Origin of the sequence: Amycolatopsis palatopharyngis (assembly GCF_003385185.1) — a bacterium.
Classification (GTDB): domain Bacteria; phylum Actinomycetota; class Actinomycetes; order Mycobacteriales; family Pseudonocardiaceae; genus Amycolatopsis; species Amycolatopsis palatopharyngis.
The window spans coordinates 58,055-74,812 of record NZ_PQHZ01000019.1 but is presented as its reverse complement, the minus strand read 5'-3'; the positions used below and the strand labels follow the sequence as shown (position 1 = coordinate 74,812).

17 protein-coding genes are annotated in these 16,758 nt (G+C 67.8%); 9 read left to right on the top strand and 8 right to left on the bottom strand.

Features of this window, described 5'->3' with window-relative positions; translation table 11 throughout:
• Positions 1–76: 76 nt before the first annotated feature.
• The 3 genes from D0C15_RS16575 to D0C15_RS16565 form a co-directional block, all read right to left on the bottom strand.
• Complete coding sequence (locus D0C15_RS16575) at positions 77–463, bottom strand: hypothetical protein (RefSeq protein ID WP_116046251.1); 387 nt, start codon at positions 461–463, stop codon at positions 77–79.
• A complete protein-coding gene (locus D0C15_RS16570) occupies positions 447–683 on the bottom strand; it encodes a DUF397 domain-containing protein (protein ID WP_425455401.1) in 237 nt (78 codons plus the stop codon). Before D0C15_RS16570 ends, D0C15_RS16575 begins: the two co-directional genes overlap by 17 nt.
• A 190-nt stretch (positions 684–873) precedes the next feature.
• Positions 874–1,758: a helix-turn-helix domain-containing protein gene (locus D0C15_RS16565; protein WP_116046248.1), complete on the bottom strand. Its 885-nt coding sequence runs from the start codon at positions 1,756–1,758 to the stop codon at positions 874–876.
• A 250-nt stretch (positions 1,759–2,008) separates the two neighbouring features.
• Between D0C15_RS16565 and D0C15_RS16560 the strand changes: the two genes are divergently transcribed.
• A complete protein-coding gene (locus tag D0C15_RS16560; protein WP_116046245.1) occupies positions 2,009–2,842 on the top strand; it encodes an SAM-dependent methyltransferase in 834 nt (277 codons plus the stop codon).
• A 106-nt stretch (positions 2,843–2,948) separates the two neighbouring features.
• Here the strand turns inward: D0C15_RS16560 and D0C15_RS16555 are convergent, their stop codons facing one another.
• The gene (locus D0C15_RS16555) at positions 2,949–3,329 is read right to left on the bottom strand and encodes a sterol carrier family protein (protein ID WP_162830101.1); all 381 of its coding nucleotides are present in this window, start codon (positions 3,327–3,329) and stop codon (positions 2,949–2,951) included.
• A gap of 78 nt (positions 3,330–3,407) precedes the next feature.
• Between D0C15_RS16555 and D0C15_RS16550 the strand changes: the two genes are divergently transcribed.
• From D0C15_RS16550 to D0C15_RS34725, 4 genes are all read left to right on the top strand, one after another.
• Entirely contained in the window at positions 3,408–4,016 is a 609-nt protein-coding gene (locus tag D0C15_RS16550) for a type VII secretion system-associated protein (protein ID WP_116046242.1), read from the top strand.
• Between the two features lie 160 nt (positions 4,017–4,176).
• The gene (locus D0C15_RS16545; RefSeq protein ID WP_425455400.1) at positions 4,177–4,998 is read left to right on the top strand and encodes a lysozyme; all 822 of its coding nucleotides are present in this window, start codon (positions 4,177–4,179) and stop codon (positions 4,996–4,998) included.
• A gap of 177 nt (positions 4,999–5,175) precedes the next feature.
• Positions 5,176–6,042: a lysozyme gene (locus tag D0C15_RS16540; RefSeq protein ID WP_116046239.1), complete on the top strand. Its 867-nt coding sequence runs from the start codon at positions 5,176–5,178 to the stop codon at positions 6,040–6,042.
• 232 nt (positions 6,043–6,274) lie between these two features.
• Complete coding sequence (locus D0C15_RS34725; RefSeq protein ID WP_211323223.1) at positions 6,275–7,363, top strand: hypothetical protein; 1,089 nt, start codon at positions 6,275–6,277, stop codon at positions 7,361–7,363.
• A 15-nt stretch (positions 7,364–7,378) separates the two neighbouring features.
• Here the strand turns inward: D0C15_RS34725 and D0C15_RS16530 are convergent, their stop codons facing one another.
• On the bottom strand, positions 7,379–7,975 hold the full coding sequence (locus D0C15_RS16530) for a helix-turn-helix domain-containing protein (RefSeq protein WP_116046236.1): 597 nt from the start codon (positions 7,973–7,975) through the stop codon (positions 7,379–7,381).
• Between the two features lie 13 nt (positions 7,976–7,988).
• On the opposite strand from D0C15_RS16530, the gene D0C15_RS16525 reads away from it, so the two are divergent.
• Positions 7,989–8,528: a GNAT family N-acetyltransferase gene (locus D0C15_RS16525; protein WP_245975876.1), complete on the top strand. Its 540-nt coding sequence runs from the start codon at positions 7,989–7,991 to the stop codon at positions 8,526–8,528.
• Positions 8,525–9,424: a pentapeptide repeat-containing protein gene (locus D0C15_RS16520; RefSeq protein WP_116046231.1), complete on the top strand. Its 900-nt coding sequence runs from the start codon at positions 8,525–8,527 to the stop codon at positions 9,422–9,424. Before D0C15_RS16525 ends, D0C15_RS16520 begins: the two co-directional genes overlap by 4 nt.
• A gap of 3 nt (positions 9,425–9,427) precedes the next feature.
• Here D0C15_RS16520 and purL read toward each other — a convergent pair whose 3' ends face one another.
• A complete protein-coding gene (gene purL / locus D0C15_RS16515; protein ID WP_116046228.1) occupies positions 9,428–11,737 on the bottom strand; it encodes a phosphoribosylformylglycinamidine synthase subunit PurL in 2,310 nt (769 codons plus the stop codon).
• Between the two features lie 211 nt (positions 11,738–11,948).
• Between purL and D0C15_RS16510 the strand changes: the two genes are divergently transcribed.
• Both D0C15_RS16510 and D0C15_RS16505 read left to right on the top strand, forming a co-directional pair.
• A complete protein-coding gene (locus tag D0C15_RS16510; RefSeq protein ID WP_116046225.1) occupies positions 11,949–13,598 on the top strand; it encodes an ABC transporter transmembrane domain-containing protein in 1,650 nt (549 codons plus the stop codon).
• Positions 13,589–15,355, top strand: coding sequence for an ABC transporter ATP-binding protein (locus D0C15_RS16505; protein ID WP_116046223.1), 1,767 nt, complete (start codon positions 13,589–13,591; stop codon positions 15,353–15,355). The genes D0C15_RS16510 and D0C15_RS16505 overlap by 10 nt, the downstream gene beginning before the upstream one ends.
• Before the next feature lie 83 nt (positions 15,356–15,438).
• Here D0C15_RS16505 and purQ read toward each other — a convergent pair whose 3' ends face one another.
• Entirely contained in the window at positions 15,439–16,119 is a 681-nt protein-coding gene (purQ, locus tag D0C15_RS16500; protein ID WP_116046220.1) for a phosphoribosylformylglycinamidine synthase subunit PurQ, read from the bottom strand.
• Complete coding sequence (purS, locus tag D0C15_RS16495; protein WP_116046217.1) at positions 16,116–16,355, bottom strand: phosphoribosylformylglycinamidine synthase subunit PurS; 240 nt, start codon at positions 16,353–16,355, stop codon at positions 16,116–16,118. The genes purQ and purS overlap by 4 nt, the downstream gene beginning before the upstream one ends.
• Positions 16,356–16,758: the final 403 nt, after the last annotated feature.

Below are 16,758 nucleotides of genomic sequence, written 5' to 3'. Positions count from 1 at the left end.
CCTCACTACAAGTAGGCGCGGCCCCGGTGCAGGGGGTACACCGGGGCCGCGCCTTGTCGAACTCCTCTTTGACCGGCTAAGCCGAAGCCACCAGCCACTTGGCCCGGCCTGGCTCGCCGGGAACCCAGCAGCCACGGGCTTCCGCGCTGCGGGGGGCATACTCACGGTCGCCGAGCGAGAGCAGTTCGTCGATTACGACGCGCATCTCACCCCTGGACCGCCACAACTGGGTACGAGGTTCGAGGATGTCCGATTCGTCGGCTGGCATGCGGATCGCGAGAACATCGTCCTCGGCCTCCAGCCGGACCACATCGATCACCGTGCCGTGTGCCCGGACTCCGACCACCGCGAGAACCTCGCCGTCGGCATCTCTGGGGTGCACGAAACGGTAGCCACGGTCGATCAGCCTGCGCAGGGCCTTTTCGGTTTCCACGACCTGGTCCGCATCACGAGAGGACGTCATCGAACTCGCCGTCCTTGGCGCCCGCGAGGAACGCGGCGATCTCCTCACGCGTGTAGATCAGCGCGGGACCGCCGGGAAAGCGCGAGTTGCGCATCGCGATCTCTCCGCCTGCCAGTGGTGCGACCTCGACGCAGTTGCCGACCGCTCCGCTGTGCCTGCTCTTGCGCCAGTTCGCGCTCGACAGAAGGTCTGCCGACATGCCGTTACGTACCTGCTCCATGATCCCCAACCTTCCCGACGTCTAACTCGGGGGACAATGCATCTGCACGTGCATTCAATTGTGCACGGAACGTAGCACGTGCCAGTGCGCGTGTGAATGCACGTGCAGCAGAATTTTGGTCGAAATTAACCAATTTGGGTGACAACAAGTAGGTAGGCCTTGCCCTACGCTGGCTCGCCCTGCCAGCCCCTCAGTCGAGGTCGGAACGAAGCTCGCTGCGCCGCTTCAGCAGGAACTGTCGTGTCTGGTCCGGCGTGAGCGCGTCGACGGCGAGCCGGTCCAGAGCACGGCTGTACGGCTCGACCTCGTCCAGCCGCTCGATGAGCAGCGAGCCGCTGAGATGTTCGATGTAGGCGATGTTCGGCAGTTCTGGCTCGGCGAAGCGCAGCAGCGTGAACGCGCCCTCGGCGGCATATCCACTGCGGTGCATCTCGACGACCTGCAACGAGATATGCGGCGTCGCCGTGAGCTCAAGCAGCTTCTCGATCTGCCCGAGCAGCACCGCATGGCCGCCGATGGGCCGGTGCAGCACGGACTCGTCGATGACCGCCCACAACCGGGGTGCGTCGGGCCTCTGCAGGATCTTCTGCCTGCGCATCCGGAACGCGACCCGCTGTTCCATCACGTCGTTGTACGGATCCGGCGACCCGTGGCTCACGACCGCCCGCGCGTAGTCCTCGGTCTGCATCAGGCCGGGGATGAACTGGAGTTCGTAGACCTGCAGCCGCGAGGCCGCCTCCTCCAGACCGACGAAGTTGTCCAGCCACCTGGGCATGACGTCGCTGTAGCTCTGCCACCAGCCTGGCTTGTTGGACTCCTTGACCATGCCGAGGAAGTTGTCGCGCTCCTGCTCGTCGGCCACGCCGTACATGGTCAGCAGGTCGGCGACATCGCGTTCCTTGAAGCCGACCCGGCCCAGTTCGAGCCGGCTGATCTTGGATTCCGAGCTGCGGATCTGGTAGCCCGCCTCGGACCGCGTGATCCCGACCGACTCCCGCAACCGGCGCAGGTGCGCGCCGAGGACCATTCGCCTCGCCGTCGGTCCTCCACCGTGTTCGGCGCCGCCCGTGGTCATTGCCGCGTCCTCTCCTGTGCGCTCTTCGCTGTCGATACTGCCCAACCGACCACTGCGATGGAGAACCCTACCCCGGGTTCCACCGAAAAGATCCAACTGCTCACGCAGCGTGCGTGTCCTGGTCAGGCGGCGACCCAGACCTCCGTTTACGGCGCGAGCGCATACCAATACCCTGTGTGGCACCCGTCATAGCCGAAGCCCGGCAGGTCGCACACCTGCCCGTCCACCATTTCACGACTGTGAGGCCAGGATGACCGAAGTTGCTCCGCGTACCGACCCGAAACCGCCCGTCGGCGTCGACCCAACGAGGGCCAGCATCGCTCGCGTATACGACGCGTTCCTCAACGGCAAGGACAACTACGAGATCGACCGCGAGGTGCTGCGCGGTGTCCAGAAGAAGGCGCCCGAGGCGCAGGACCTCGCCACCGAGAACCGTGGCTTCCTGATTCGCGCCACCCGGTTCATCGCGCACCAGACCGGGGTCACCCAGTACCTGGACTGCGGCAGCGGGTTGCCCACAGCCGAGAACACCCACCAGGTCGCGCAGCGGATCAACTCCGACTCCACGGTCGTCTACATCGACAACGACCCGGTGGTCCTCGCACACGGCAGGGCGCTACTCGAGGAGAACGAGCAGACGCACTTCTCCGCGGCGGACATCTTCAACCCGCAGCAGGTGCTGGAGGACGAGGTGGTTCGCAGGCATCTCGACTTCACCCAGCCGATCGCGCTGTTCCAGATGGGGACCCTGCACCACTACACCGGCAGCGACAACCTGGTCGACATGATGCAGAACTACATCGACGCACTGCCCACTGGCTCGTATGTGGCGATCAGCCACTTCCTCGATCCGGAGAACGAGTACAGCACGGTGGCCCGCAAGATGGAGGACGTCTTCCTGCACAGCCCGATGGGCAGCGGCACCTTCCGCACGAAGTCCGAGATCGAGGCGTTGTTCTGTGGCCTGGACATGGTCGACCCCGGCTTGGTCCTGTGCGCCGACTGGTGGCCGGACGGCCCCCAGCTCAAGCCGCTCAACCAGGTTCAGTACTGCATCGCGGGCGGCATCGCCCGAAAGAACTGACCCCTGGGGGCCTGCCGAAGTTCCCCAATGTGGCATTCGGGAACTTCAACGTCCCCAATGTGGCATTCGGGAACTCAGATGTCCCCAATGTGGCATTGGGGACGTGTCACAACCGCAGGATCGGCAGCAAGTGGGTGAGGTCGGCGCGGGTTCCCGATGCGCTGACCTTGCCCTGCTCCACCGCGTCCGCCCAGTGAAGCAGTCCCGTGGCGAGCTCCAACCAGGTGCGGGCCTCGGTCTCGATGACGTTCGGTGGCGTGCCCCTGGTGTGCCTTGGCCCTTCGACGCACTGCACGGCCGCGAACGGAGGCACCCGCACCTCGACGCTGCGGCCGGGAGCGTCGGCGGCGAGTGTGCGCAGGCTCAGCCGGACCGCGGCGGCGACCTCCGAACGCGGCGGCTCCGGCTCCGTTCCGCTCAGCCAGGCGGAAACCCGCTGGACCGCGGCTCGTAACTCACCGGCATCAGGCGGACGCGAAGGGCTCATGCCGCAACACTAGGATGAGCGAAGGACACGACACCGCCGGACACATCATCAGGCGACGCGACAGACGTGGGGACCGATATGGCGCAGCGGGACGAAGCGGACCGGCTGATTTCGAAGCCGACGATCCCGAAGAAACCGAAGATCACCCGGGAGATGCGGGCGAACGCCAGGGCCAACCCGAACAGCTGGCTCTACGTCATCGATGAGGCCTTCGACCCCAACGGACGCGTGCCGTCCTGGGCCGTCGTCGGCGCGTACCCCGTGAACGCCGCGGGCGACATCGTCGAGGACTTCCACCCCAACGACCGCTACCGGCCCTCGCCCAAGGCGCTCGGTTTTCCGGAACCGAACAGCGATCTGGAACGCCTGCTGCAGCTCGTCCGGACGAAATACCGGCCCGCGGAGGATCTGCCCAAGGTCATCCTCGACTCGACCTTGTTCGTGTACGCGATGTCCCCGGTGCAGCGCACGGTCATCGGGTTCCACAACACCGACGGTCGAGTACTGGTCCCGGCCTACACGGCCAAATCGCTGGTACCGAAGGAATGGCCGCACGCGCGGGCGGTCCTCGGCCGCGACATGGTCGAACTGCTCGCCGGCCACCCGGTCGCGATTAACCCACACGATGTGGTGACGGCCGTGGTACCCGCCGAGCATCTCGTTCAGGCGCTCGCCCGGGAGCGGTAAACCCTTGAAGAGCGAGGGAACATTCTCCTTTTCGCTCTGTCCTACCTGAACACTTCTACTCTTTCGGGTGACTCTCAGCTCGCGAAATACGTTCTATCGAGGCATGGTGATGCCCTGGAGGGACGTGCCACCAGAGTTGGTTGGGAGTCACCCAATGCAGATGAACCTCGCGCCTCGCAGCGCCGGCCTGGCAGTCGCCGCGATCGCGGCGACCAGTGCCATGGTCTTGACCGCTATACCCGCGCCCGCCGAGACCGCGAACTACACCGGCGCGGGCGAACGTTGGGCCGGCTCGCAGATCGCCAAGCACGAGGGCGTCCACGGGGTCCCGCCAAGTGGCCGGTACGGCCCGGCGGACCAGACACTCGGCCATGACGTCAGCGGCTGGCAGGGGGACGTCGACTGGCCGGCCGCGGCGAAGACCGGGGCGAAGTTCGTCTACGTCAAGGCGACCGAGGGCACCGGTTACCGGAGTCCCCGATTCGCCCAGCAGTACAACGGTTCCTACGAGACAGGGTTGATCCGCGGCGCGTACCACTTCGCCCGTCCGGACGTGTCCGGCGGCGCGGCCCAGGCCGACTACTTCGTCAACCACGGTGGCGGCTGGTCCGCGGACGGCAAAACCCTGCCCGGTGCGCTCGACGTCGAGTACAACCCGTACGGCGAAACCTGTTACGACAAGTCGCCCGCGGAGATGACGGCCTGGATTCAGGCCTTTTCGGACAGATACCACGAACTGACCGGCCGGCACCCGACGATCTACACCAGCACGAACTGGTGGAAGACCTGCACCGGCAACAGCGACGCCTTCGGCTCGACCAACCCGTTGTGGCTCGCGCGTTACGCCCCCGAGATCGGCGCACTGCCCGCGGGCTGGCCCACCCAGACGATCTGGCAGTGGGCCGACGCGGGCAGCCTGCCCGGCGACCAGAACTACTTCAACGGCAGCCAGGAACGGCTGCAAAAGCTCGCCACCGGCTAGTTCGATCCCAAGACCCTTCCCGCTGCCAGCGCAAGAGTTGCACCTGTAAATCACCCACTCGTTTCGGGTATTTCACGCAAACTAGTGACAAGCGACACAGTTGTCCGCGACAATCGACGCTCGGATGGCTACAGGCAGTGAGCCATCCTCCGCGAGGGCAACTCGGAAGGGATACCTATGTCCACTGCACGAAGAGGTTGGCGGCGCGTGATCGGCACCGCCGTCGCAGCCTCGGCCAGTGTGCTCCTGCTCGGCGCACTGACCCCGGCAGCCGCGAACACCCAGGTCATCAACGGCATGCCCGTGGATGAGTACGTCAAGAAGTACGACCACCCACTCGGTTCGCAGATCGCCAGAGTCGAAGGCGACGAGTCCAGCCCTGCCACCAGCGCCGCGGCCGCGCAGGGTGACGATATGCGGGTTCAGGCCAGCGTCGCGGGGATCGACGTGAGCGGCTGGCAGAAGAACGTCGACTGGCAGTACTGGTGGAACCAGGGCAAGCGGTTCGCCTACGTGAAGGCGACCGAGGGGACCGGCTACAAGAGCCCGTACTTCGCCCAGCAGTACAACGGCTCATACAACATCGGCATGATCCGCGGCTCCTACCACTTCGCCCTGCCGGACAGGTCGAGCGGCGCCGTGCAGGCCAACTACTTCGTCAACAACGGTGGCGGTTGGTCCCGCGACGGAAAGACTCTGCCCGGGGCGCTCGACATGGAATACAACCCCTACGGCTCCACCTGTTACGGCAAGAGCAAGGCGTCGATGGCCGCGTGGATCAGGGACTTCCATGACACCTACCACGCTCGCACCGGTCGTTGGCCGGTCATCTACACCTCCACCAGCTGGTGGAACCAGTGCGTCGGTACCGCGCAGTCCTTCGGTGGCACGGTGCCGCTGTGGATCGCCAGGTACAGCTCGTCTGTGGGCACGCTGCCCAACGGGTGGAGCTTCTACACCTTCTGGCAGTACACCTCCAGCCCCATTGACCAGAACACGTTCAACGGGGCGTACGACCGGCTGAAGGTGCTCGCCACCGGCTGAGCACGCATCGAAACACCGCGTCACGGGCTCCCGCTCGATCATCCAGATCGGGCGGGAGCCGCTTTACGTGGATCGAACAAGCCCAGGCAGGATGCGCGCATCCGGGTGAACAAGAGGAGGAACCGAAGCCTCCACGCTCGCGTCGCAGCACTGACGCAACCAGCGCGGGCGCGCCTCGATACCCAAAACGGCATGGGACCGCTTCCGCGCAGGATCACTGGAGGAACGGCTCATGACCTACCCACCTCAGCCTGGTCAGCCATATGGTCAGCAACCCGATCCCTATGGCCAGGGTGGTGGTTACCCGCAGTCGAGCGGCTTCCCGCAGCAGGGCGGCCAGCCTGCCGGACCGTACGGTCAGCAGCCCGGCTACGGCCAGCAGCCCGGTGGGCAGTACGGCCAGCCCGGTTACGACCCCAACGCGGCATACGGGCAGTACGCCGGATATCCGCAGGGTGGGCAGTACGGGCAGCTCAGTGGCTTCGGCGGTCCGCCACCGAAGAAGAGCAAGACCGGGCTGTGGATCGGCCTCTCCGTCGCGGTCTTGGCCGTCGCAGGCATCCTGATCACCGGCTTCCTCGCGCCGGGTTTCCTGCTCAGTGACGAGGACGCGTCCGGGGCAGGCCCCAAGGAGACGGCCGAGGCCATCGTCGCGGGGTTGAACAGCAAGGACCGCGCTGCCCTGAGCGGACTTGAGTGCAGCGCAGCCGAGTCACAGGTCGGCAAGGCCATCGAGAACGTCGACGACGTCGGCGGCGCGCGGTTGCTCGGCGAGCCGAAGAAGGTCTCCGAGACCTCCTACACGGCAAGCGTCGAGGTCACGCTGGAAGGCGCCCCGATCGGATTCGACGGCGGCCTCAACAAGGAGGCGGAGAAGTGGTGCTGGCAGAGCATCAAAATATCCGGCGGAAACCTGAACCTGCCCACCCCGCCGACCGCCGGCCCGACCGGTGTGAGCGAACCCGAGTCCGTTGAGGCAGAGCCGAGCGAGGCCGACTCACCGGACCCGGGCACCGGCAACGGAACCGGGGCCGCGGCGGCGAAGGTCGTCATCGAGGACTGGGTCGGCAAGATCAACAGTGGCGACAAGGCCGCGTCGATGGCGATGGTGTGTGCAGCCGAGAAATCCCTTACCGAGCGGGACGTGGACATCCTGATCGACGGGGACGCCCAGTTGCGGGTCGGCGAACTGAGCGACGGGACCTACTACGTCACCGCGGAGCTCAGCGGCACGCTGGAGGGAGAGCCGATGACCGGTGAGGTGTCGGCGGACAACTTCGACGAGACCGGCTTCTGCATCAGCCTCGTGTTCATCAACTGACCCTCGGGAGAGCCGTCAGGACCGTCCTGCGTCGGGATGGTCCTGACGGCTGTTCGGTGTTCGGGGGCGCATGATCAACGCGGCCACGAAATAGACGCAGTCCCGGTCGCCGAGGTTGGCGTAGCGGTGCACGGCGTCCGCGGCGAAATAGGCCGAATCGCCGGCCCGGAGCTCAGACTCGCGCTCGCCCACCGTCAGCCGCAGCCGCCCTTCCTGCAGTACGACGAACACATGGGAGCCCGGCGCGTAGGCGGGGAAGCTGCCCGCGTCACGGCCTGGCGGGAGAGTGGTGCGGATCCATTCGAAGTTCACGCCCGGCACCACGGGCGAGAGGATCGTCCGGCTCCACCCGCCTTCGGCGACCGTGTCCTGCTCGGCGGCACGGCGGATCACGACGCGGTCGGCATCGGGCTCGGCGACCAGGGTTGCGAGCCGAACCCCGAGGCCGGTCGCGATCCGGTCCAGAACCACCACCGTTGGCGCCTTCGCTCCCCGCTCCACCGCGGACAGCATGCTGACGCTGACTCCGCCCTCGGTAGCGAGCTCCTGCAACGTCATGCCGCGCTGCGCACGCAGCCGCTGCACGCGCTGGCCCAGAGCGACGAGATTCATCTATCCTATAGTAGTGAGCAGTTCCACTATAGAGAAATTAAGCCTCCGGGACGCGGTCACCGACGATCTTCCCGCGATCAGGTCGATCTACGCGCACTACGTCGAGACCAGCACCGCGACCTTCGAACTGACAGCACCCGACGCCGCCGAGTGGGAGCGGCGCTTCGCGGCGGTCACCGGCGCGGGTCTGCCGTTTCTCGCCGCAGAGTTCGACGGGACCCTGATCGGCTACGCCTACTGCACGCCGTGGAAGACGCGACCGGCCTACAACCGGACGGTCGAGGACTCGATCTATCTCGCGCCCACGGCCGCGGGCAAAGGCGCCGGCGGCAGGCTGCTGGACGCGCTGCTCGAGCGCTGTGCGGCGGTGGGGATCCGGGAAGTGCTGGCAGTCGTGGCCGACACGGGTGACGCGGCCTCGCTGGAGTTGCACCGCTGCCGCGGCTTCACCGAGGCCGGCAGGCTCACCGGGGTCGGCTTCAAACACGACCGGTGGCTGGACACCGTGCTCCTGCAGCGCTCACTGGTGACCGATCCCCCTTCCGCTCGATGAGCGGTGCATCCCTTCGCCGGCGGGCCCCGCTGCTCGGCACGATCTTGTGCTCGGTACTGCTACTCGTACTGGTCAGCGGCTGGTTGCTCACCGAAGACCAGACCAGCCGCAGTGATGCGCTCCGCACAGGAGGCCTCGCGGGTGGTGCCGTGATCGCGCTCTACGCACTCTGGCTCAACGACCGCAGACGGCGGGTCGAGGAGGCTCGCCAGGAGATCGAACGGCAACGCCACGAGCATGACAGGGAGCGCGTGGCCGATGAGCGTTTCGCGCGGTCGGTCGAACTGCTCGGGAATGAAGCGGACCAGGTACGGGTGGGCGCACTGCATGCACTCGCCGCACTGGCGAAGGGCCGCGTCGACTACACCCAGACGGTGCTAGACGTGCTCTGCGCCTACCTGCGCCGGCCATTCGGTCATTCCCGCTACGACGACGGCGGCGGCGCCACACACGACAACTCGGTCGCGGCCGAGCACGAACTGCAGGTCCGGCTCACCGCGCAGCGCCTCGTGGTCGTACTACTGCCGAAAACGGGGGAACCGCACATTCCTGCTCCCGACCTCGATCTGACCGGCGCCGTACTGGAGTACCTCGACCTTTCCGGGCGGCGGATCGGCGAGCTGACCCTGCGCTATGCCCGGTTGCACAGCACAACTGACCTCAGCGGCTGCGAGATCTCCGGACCGGCCTGGTTCACCGCTGCCGAAGTCCGGAGTGGACGGCTGGGCGGCCGTTTCCTGTGCCGCGACGTACTGTTCCACGACCGCGCGGGCTTCGACGGCTTCACCGTCAACGGGCTCGCGGACTTCACCGGCACGCGGTTCGAAGCGGCCTCGACCTTCACCGAAGCCACGTTCGAGAACGAGGTGAGCCCGCGCGCCATCCGCGGGGCCTGAAGCTCAGTCGAAGAGGGCGGGCAGGGTGCCTTCCCAGGCCTCGCGGAGCTCCGTCAGCGGGAAGTTCGCGATGTCCTGAATGTCCAGTGCACCGGACTCCGGGTCGACCACGCCGGTCTTGCGCCAGGGCAGGCCCCGCGCGGTGCAGAGTTCGGTGAACCGCAGTTCCTCGCTACGCGGCACCGCGACCAGCACTCGGCCCGCCGACTCGGAGAAGAGCTGCACGAACGGGTCACTGTCCGGATCGAGCACGACCCTGGCACCGCACTGACCGATCAGCACGGTTTCGACCAGTGTCTGGGCGAGCCCACCGTCGGACAGGTCGTGCGCGGCGGAGATCAATCCGTCCCGCGAGCCGGCGACCAGGACCTCGGCCAGCAGCCGCTCCCTGGCCAGGTCCACCTCGGGCGGCTGACCACCGAGGTGGCCGTGCATGACCTCGGCCCAGGCGGAACCGTCCAGCTCTTCGCGGGTGTCGCCGAGCAGAATCAGCGTCTCTCCGGCCTCGGCACCGATGCCGGTCGGAATGCGCCTGGTGACGTCGTCGAGCACACCGAGCACACCCACCACCGGGGTCGGCATGATCGCGGTGTCTCCGGTCTGGTTGAAGAAGCTGACATTGCCGCCGGTGACCGGGATCCCGAGTTCCACGCAGCCGTCGGCGAGGCCGTGCACGGCGCGCTCGAACTGCCACATGACGCCGGGATCGGTGGGAGCACCGAAGTTCAGGCAGTTGGTGACCGCGAGCGGCATCGCCCCGCTGGTGGCGACGTTGCGGTAGGACTCGGCCAGTGCCAGCTGGGTTCCGCGGTACGGGTCGAGGAACACGAAGCGGCTGTTGCAGTCCGTGGAGATCGCGACGCCACGCCCCGTCGACTCGTCGATCCGGATCACGCCGGAGTCGGCGGGCTGCGCGAGCACGGTGTTGCCCCGCACATAGCGGTCGTACTGCTGAGTGACCCATTCCTTGGACGCCAGGTTCGGCGAGGCGATCATCGTCAGCACGGTGTCGCGCAGCTGCTCCGAAGTGGACGGACGCGGCAGCGAGCTCGCGGAGTCCGCCTGCAGGGCATCCTGCTTGGCCGGACGCTCGAACGGGCGGTCGTAGACCGGGCCCTGATGCGCGACCGTGCGCGGCGGTACGTCCACAACCGTCTCGCCGTGCCAGTCGATCACCAGATTCTCGCCGTCGGTCACCTCGCCGATCTCGGTGGCGATGACGTCCCACTTGGCGCAGACCGCCATAAACGCGTCCACATCGGACGGTTGCACGACCGCGCACATGCGTTCCTGCGACTCGCTGGAAAGGACCTCCGCGGGGGTCATGCCCTCGGCGCGCAGCGGAACCCGGTCGAGTTCGATGTGCATCCCGCCGTCACCGGCCGCGGCCAGCTCCGAGGTCGCGCAGGACAGGCCTGCGCCACCGAGGTCCTGGATGCCCACCACGATCTTCTTGGCGAACAGTTCGAGGCAGCACTCGATGAGGACCTTCTCGGTGAACGGGTCGCCCACCTGAACGCTCGGCAGCTTCTTGCGCCCGCCCGCGCTCTCGTCGCCGGAGAACGTGTCACTGGCCAGCACGGAGACACCGCCGATACCGTCCAGGCCGGTCCGCGCACCGAACAGGATGATCTTGTTGCCGGTCCCGGATGCGTGCGCGAGGTGCAGGTCCTCCACCCGCATCGCGCCGACGCACATGGCGTTGACCAAGGGGTTGCCCGCGTAGGACTTGTCGAACGCGACCTCGCCACCGATGTTCGGCAGGCCGAGGCAGTTGCCGTAACCCGCCACTCCGGCCACCACGCCCGGCAGCACCCTGCGGGTGTCCGGTGCGTCCGCGGGTCCGAATCGCAGCGGATCGGCCACCGCGAGTGGGCGGGCGCCCATCGCCAGGATGTCGCGGACGATCCCGCCCACACCGGTGGCGGCGCCCTGATACGGCTCCACATAGGACGGGTGGTTGTGGCTCTCCACCTTGAACGTGACGGCCCAGCCGTCACCGACATCGACCACACCGGCGTTCTCACCGATGCCGGCGAGCATCTTCTCCCGCATCGCGGGCGTGGACGTCTCGCCGAAGTAGCCGAGGTGCTTCTTGGACGACTTGTACGAGCAGTGCTCGCTCCACATCACCGAGTACATCGCCAGTTCGGCGTCGGTGGGCCTGCGGCCGAGGATCTCGCGGATCCGGGCGTACTCGTCCTCGGCCAGACCGAGTTCGAGATAGGGCTGCGCGAGCTCGGGAGTCCCCACGGCATGTGCGGTGGTGTCGACGACGGTGCTGGTCAAGGTGTCCACGTCAGGATTCGCCACAGGGTCAAGGGTACTTGTGGTATTGGCGCGGGAGACGAGCGGCCGGTCCCGGCACGGGAGACCGCGGCGCGTCAGCGCCTCCCCTTGGGTGGCGGCGGGAGACGGGCGGGCAGCACCGCGGCGCGTCAGCGCCTCCCCTTGGGTGGTGGTGGGAGACGGGCGGGCGAAATTCGGTCGCCTCGCACTCCCGGGCCTTCTAACGTCGTGTGACGTGCCCTACTCGCCGTATCCGGCTCCCACGCTGCGACTACCCGAGCAGCCCACGCCGGCAGGCTTCCTGCTGGCGATCCTCCGGGCGCGGCCCTGGCTGGCCACGGTCTCGGCGGTGTTCGGCGCGCTGTGGCTCGTTCCCGGCGCGCTGCTGCCGCTGGTGGTGGGCAAGGCCATCGACAACGGGATCGCCGGTGGTGACAACGGCGCCTTGCTCCTGCTCGGTGGCCTGATCCTGCTGATCGGGATCGCGCAGGCCGTGTTCGGCACCTCGTTGCTGTTCACCGGGCACGGGATGTGGATGCACGGCGCTTCCAGCGCGCAGCGAACCGTGGCGAGGCACACCGCCCGTCTCGGGGCTGCCCTGCGCGAGCAGGCGGGCACGGGAGACGTGCTGGCCTTCTCCTCCTCGGACGTGAACCACTGCGGTAGCGCCTTCGAGGTCGCGGGCAGGCTGGTCGGCGCGGTGGTAGCCTTCGTCGTGGTGGGTGTCGCACTACTCACCTTCTCGCCGCTGCTCGGTCTCGTGGCGCTGGTCGGCGTGCCCTTGGCGATGCTGGGCATCGGTCCGCTGCTGGCCCCGCTGCAACGGCGGAAGCAGGCCCAGCGTGAGGAGCTGTCAGGGGTCAACGCACTGGGTGCGGACATCGTGTCCGGCCTGCGTGTGCTGCGGGGCGTCGGTGGCGAGTGGCAGTTCCTCGGCCGCTTCCGGTCGGCGAGCAGGCGGGTTCAGCGCGCCGGTGTGGACGTCGCTCGCAGCGAGTCCTGGCTGTCGGCCGCCGAGGTGGTGCTACCCGGTCTGGTCACCGTCACGATCACCTGGCTGGGCGCCCGGCTCGCGACCGAGGGTGTGATCAGCGCGGGTGAGCTGGTGGCCTTCTATGGGGCGTCGGCGTTCCTGGTGATTCCGGTGAACACGGCGACCGAGGCCGCGGGCGCATTCGCTTCAGCAGTGGTCTCGGCGAAGAAGGCATGTGGCCTGCTGCGTCTGCGTGCCAGGCTGACCGACCCGGAGTCCCCGGTTCCGCTGCCGGAGGGTGCGCTGGAGCTGCACGACACCGAGTCCGATGTCACGGCGGTGGCGGGCAAGCTCACGGTGATCGACCTCGGGGCGCGGGCAGAGGCGGTCGCGGAGCGGCTGGCGAGGTTCACCGACGCGGCGCCGGGGCAGCGGGTGCTGGTGTCCGGTGTACCCGCGCACCGGGTCGCGCTGGCCGAACTCCGGCATCGGGTGGTGTACGCGCACAACCAGGACCTCTGGTTCTCCGGCATCTTGCGCGAGCAGGTCGCGGCACCGGCCGAGACGTCCGTGGACGTCGTTACCGCCATCGAGGCGGCCGACGCGGAGGACATCGTGCAGGCGCTGCCGCTGGGCCTTGACGAGCTGATCGGCGAGCGCGGGCGCGAGGTCTCCGGCGGCCAGCGGCAGCGGCTGAACCTCGCACGGGCACTCGCACTGGACGCCGATGTGCTGCTGCTCGACGAGCCGACCTCTGCGGTCGACGCGCACACGGAGGCCCGCATCACCGAGCGGGTCGCCGAACTACGCAGAGGCCGGACGACCGTGGTGTTCGCCCAGAGCCCGCTGTGGGCCGCGGTGGCCGACGAGGTCGTCGGACCCGGACTGCCCGAGGTGACACCGTGCAACTGAAACTGCCGCTGGCCACGGCCGCGCAGGCCCGGATCTGGGCACGCGGCACGCTGCGCACGCACCGGTCGGGTTTCGCGGCCGTCATCGGGCTGTTCATGATCGCGACCGTCGCCGGCCTTGCCGGGCCGCAGATCCTCGGCGCGCTCGTGGACAAGGTGGTCACGGGCAGCGACACGGTGAGCATCGACCTGCTGGCGCTGATGTTCGTCGGGATCCTGCTGGCCCAGGGCGTGTTGAAACGGGCAGCGCGGCTGCGGGCGGGCATCCTCGGCGAGCGGGTACTGGCGCAGACCCGCGAGGACTTCGTGGAGCAGTCGCTCCGGCTGCCGCTGGGCACCGTCGAGGCCGCGGGCACCGGCGACCTGCTCAGCCGCGCGACGAGCGACGTCGACCGGATCAGCTACGCGGTCCGCAACGCCGTCCCGGAGATCCTGATCGCGCTGATCACGGTGGTGCTGACAGTCGTCGCGATGATCTTGACCTCGCCGCTGCTGGCACTCGGGCTACTCGTCGCGGTCCCGGTACTGGGCATCCCCACCCGCTGGTACTGGAAGCGGATTCCGAAGGCCATCGAGGAGATGCTGGATCGGTGGGCGGTTCTGCAGTCCGGCTTCCACGAGACCGCGGAGGGCGCGCGGACCGCCGAGGCGCTCGGGCTCACGGGGCGGCGCATCGCGCAGGGCGAGCATCGCCTGCAGGAAGCGGTCACAGGTGAGCGGATGATGCGCAAGCTGGAGGCGCGGTGGGTTCCGTGGCTGGAGCTCTCGCACGCGATCCCGATCGCGGTGATCCTGTTGCTTGGCGCCTGGGCCTACAGCGACGGGCTGGTGCAGCTGGGAACGATCACCACGATGGTGCTCTACGCGCAGGCGCTGGCTGAGCCGATGGACGAGGTGCTGTGGTGGGTGGATGACCTGCGGATCTCGGGCACCGCGTTGCGCCGCGTACTCGGCGTGCGGGCGAGCAGCGAGGACCGGCGGGGTGCGTCCGGTGAGGCGCCGGAGAACTCGGTGTCGCGGGTGCGCGACGTACGGTTCGGCTATGCGCCGGGCCGAGAGGTGCTGCACGGCGTCGACCTGCGGATACCAAGGGGCGAGCGGCTTGCGGTGGTGGGACCGTCAGGGGCAGGCAAATCGACGCTGGGCCGGTTGCTGGCCGGGATCGCGGCACCGACCAGCGGGTCGATCACGATCGGCGGGGTCGAGGTTTCCTCGATGCCGGAGGATCTGTTGCGCGGTGAGGTACTGCTGCTGACCCAGGAGCACCACGTGTTCGCCGGCACGCTGCGGGAGAACCTGACTCTGCCCGCGCGGCCCGCGCAGCGACAAGGTGACGGGGAGTGGACCGACGCCGAACTGCTCGACGCACTGGACGCGGTCGGCGCGTCGCCCTGGGTGCGGTCGTTGGAGCGGGGACTGGACACGGTGCTCGGGTCAGGGGCTCGGGCGGTGCCCGCGTCCGTGGCGCAGCAGCTCGCGCTGGCGCGGGTGGTGCTGGCCGACCCGCACACGCTGGTGCTCGACGAGGCGACCTCGTTGCTGGACACCGGTTCGGCGCGCGCACTGGAGCGCTCGCTGAGCCGGGTGCTGGCCGGACGGACGGTGATCGCGATCGCTCACCGGCTGCACACTGCGGCGGCGGCCGACCGGGTGGTGGTGCTGGAGGATGGCAGGATCACCGAACTGGGCAGCCACGACGAGCTACTCGCCGCGAACGGCCCCTACGCCCGCCTGGTCCAAGCCGCCGCCCCCACCTGATCGCACTTTCCCGGGAAAGCGCGGTACTTGCACGCGCCGGGTATCTCGCACTTTCCCGGGAAAGTGCGAGATATCGCGCGTCGTCAGGCGGAGACCAGGGAGTCCAGGGCGGAGTAGAAGATGCCGAGGCCGTCGTCGGACGGACCGGTCAGGGCGTCGATGGCGTGCTCGGGGTGTGGCATCAGGCCGACGACCCGTCCGTTGGAGCTGGTGATGCCGGCGATGTCGGCACGCGAGCCGTTCGGGTTGCCGTCCACGTAGCGGAACACGACCCGGCCCTCGGCCTCCAGCATGTCCAGGGTCGGCTGGTCGGCGACGTAGCAACCGTCGATGTTCTTCATCGGGATGAGGATCTCGGCGCCCGCGTCGTACCGGGTGCTCCACGCCGTGGTGTTGTTCTCCACGCGTAGCCACTGGTCCCGGCAGATGAAGTGCAGGCCCTCGTTGCGCACGAGCGCGCCCGGCAGCAGGCCGGCCTCGCACAGCACCTGGAAGCCGTTGCAGATCCCGAGCACCGGCATGCCCTTGTGGGCAGCCTCGATCACCGAGGTCATGACCGGGGAGAAGCGCGCGATGGCGCCTGCGCGCAGGTAGTCGCCGTAGGAGAAGCCGCCGGGGATGACCACGGCGTCCACGCCCTTGAGGTCGGCGTCGGCATGCCACAGCGAGACCGGTTCGGCGTCGGCGTAGCGCACGGCGCGCTCGGCGTCCGTGTCGTCCAGGGTTCCGGGGAAGGTGACGACCCCGACGCGCGGGCCGGTCATTCGGCGATCCTGCGCACGGTCCAGTCCTCGATCACCGGGTTGGCCAGGAAGCCCTCGGCGATCTTGGCGAGCGTCTCGTCGTCGACGGAATCGTCGATTTCGAGCTCGAAATGCTTTCCCTGGCGGACACCGGTGACCCCCTGAAAACCGAGGCGCGGCAATGCGCCGGCGACAGCTTGGCCTTGGGGGTCCAGGATCTCCGGCTTGGGCATGACGTCAACGACGACTCGGGCCACGGCAGACTGCTCCCTCGTCTGTGCAGGTCGGCGGTACTTACTGTGTCTTGTTCAAAGTCGGGTAATGCACAGCCGCTGGTTCGCCTGCCGCTGGAGTCTCACCTGCATACGCCCGCCACGAGCCGGCCTCCGCAAGCTCCGGCCGACCCCTGTCGACCGCATTGTGCACAACCCTTACTGAGCCTAACCGAGCGTTGCGGGAGCGGGCTCGGCGGCCTCACACGGCCGCGGCGGGTAGCCCCCCGACAAGCCACCCGCCGCGACCGACGCACGCACCTCTCAGGCGCGACGTCAGGTAGACGGACGTGACTGCGAGTGAGTTGCTCGAACACCGCAGATTCAGGCAGACGGAGCAGTCCGGACATGACACCCTTGGCCTGAGTATGTGTCTTCGGTCATCATC

What these genes read in the sequence shown, in the direction of transcription:
- D0C15_RS16570 (WP_425455401.1), bottom strand. Translation starts at nt 683, where the DNA reads ATGGAGCAGGTACGTAACGGCATGTCGGCAGACCTTCTGTCGAGCGCG.
- D0C15_RS34725 (WP_211323223.1), top strand. Translation starts at nt 6,275, where the DNA reads ATGACCTACCCACCTCAGCCTGGTCAGCCATATGGTCAGCAACCCGAT.
- D0C15_RS16550 (WP_116046242.1), top strand. Translation starts at nt 3,408, where the DNA reads ATGGCGCAGCGGGACGAAGCGGACCGGCTGATTTCGAAGCCGACGATC.
- purQ (WP_116046220.1), bottom strand. Translation starts at nt 16,119, where the DNA reads ATGACCGGCCCGCGCGTCGGGGTCGTCACCTTCCCCGGAACCCTGGAC.
- D0C15_RS16555 (WP_162830101.1), bottom strand. Translation starts at nt 3,329, where the DNA reads ATGAGCCCTTCGCGTCCGCCTGATGCCGGTGAGTTACGAGCCGCGGTC.
- D0C15_RS16560 (WP_116046245.1), top strand. Translation starts at nt 2,009, where the DNA reads ATGACCGAAGTTGCTCCGCGTACCGACCCGAAACCGCCCGTCGGCGTC.
- D0C15_RS16530 (WP_116046236.1), bottom strand. Translation starts at nt 7,975, where the DNA reads ATGAATCTCGTCGCTCTGGGCCAGCGCGTGCAGCGGCTGCGTGCGCAG.
- D0C15_RS16540 (WP_116046239.1), top strand. Translation starts at nt 5,176, where the DNA reads ATGTCCACTGCACGAAGAGGTTGGCGGCGCGTGATCGGCACCGCCGTC.
- D0C15_RS16575 (WP_116046251.1), bottom strand. Translation starts at nt 463, where the DNA reads ATGACGTCCTCTCGTGATGCGGACCAGGTCGTGGAAACCGAAAAGGCC.
- D0C15_RS16545 (WP_425455400.1), top strand. Translation starts at nt 4,177, where the DNA reads ATGAACCTCGCGCCTCGCAGCGCCGGCCTGGCAGTCGCCGCGATCGCG.
- D0C15_RS16520 (WP_116046231.1), top strand. Translation starts at nt 8,525, where the DNA reads ATGAGCGGTGCATCCCTTCGCCGGCGGGCCCCGCTGCTCGGCACGATC.
- D0C15_RS16565 (WP_116046248.1), bottom strand. Translation starts at nt 1,758, where the DNA reads ATGACCACGGGCGGCGCCGAACACGGTGGAGGACCGACGGCGAGGCGA.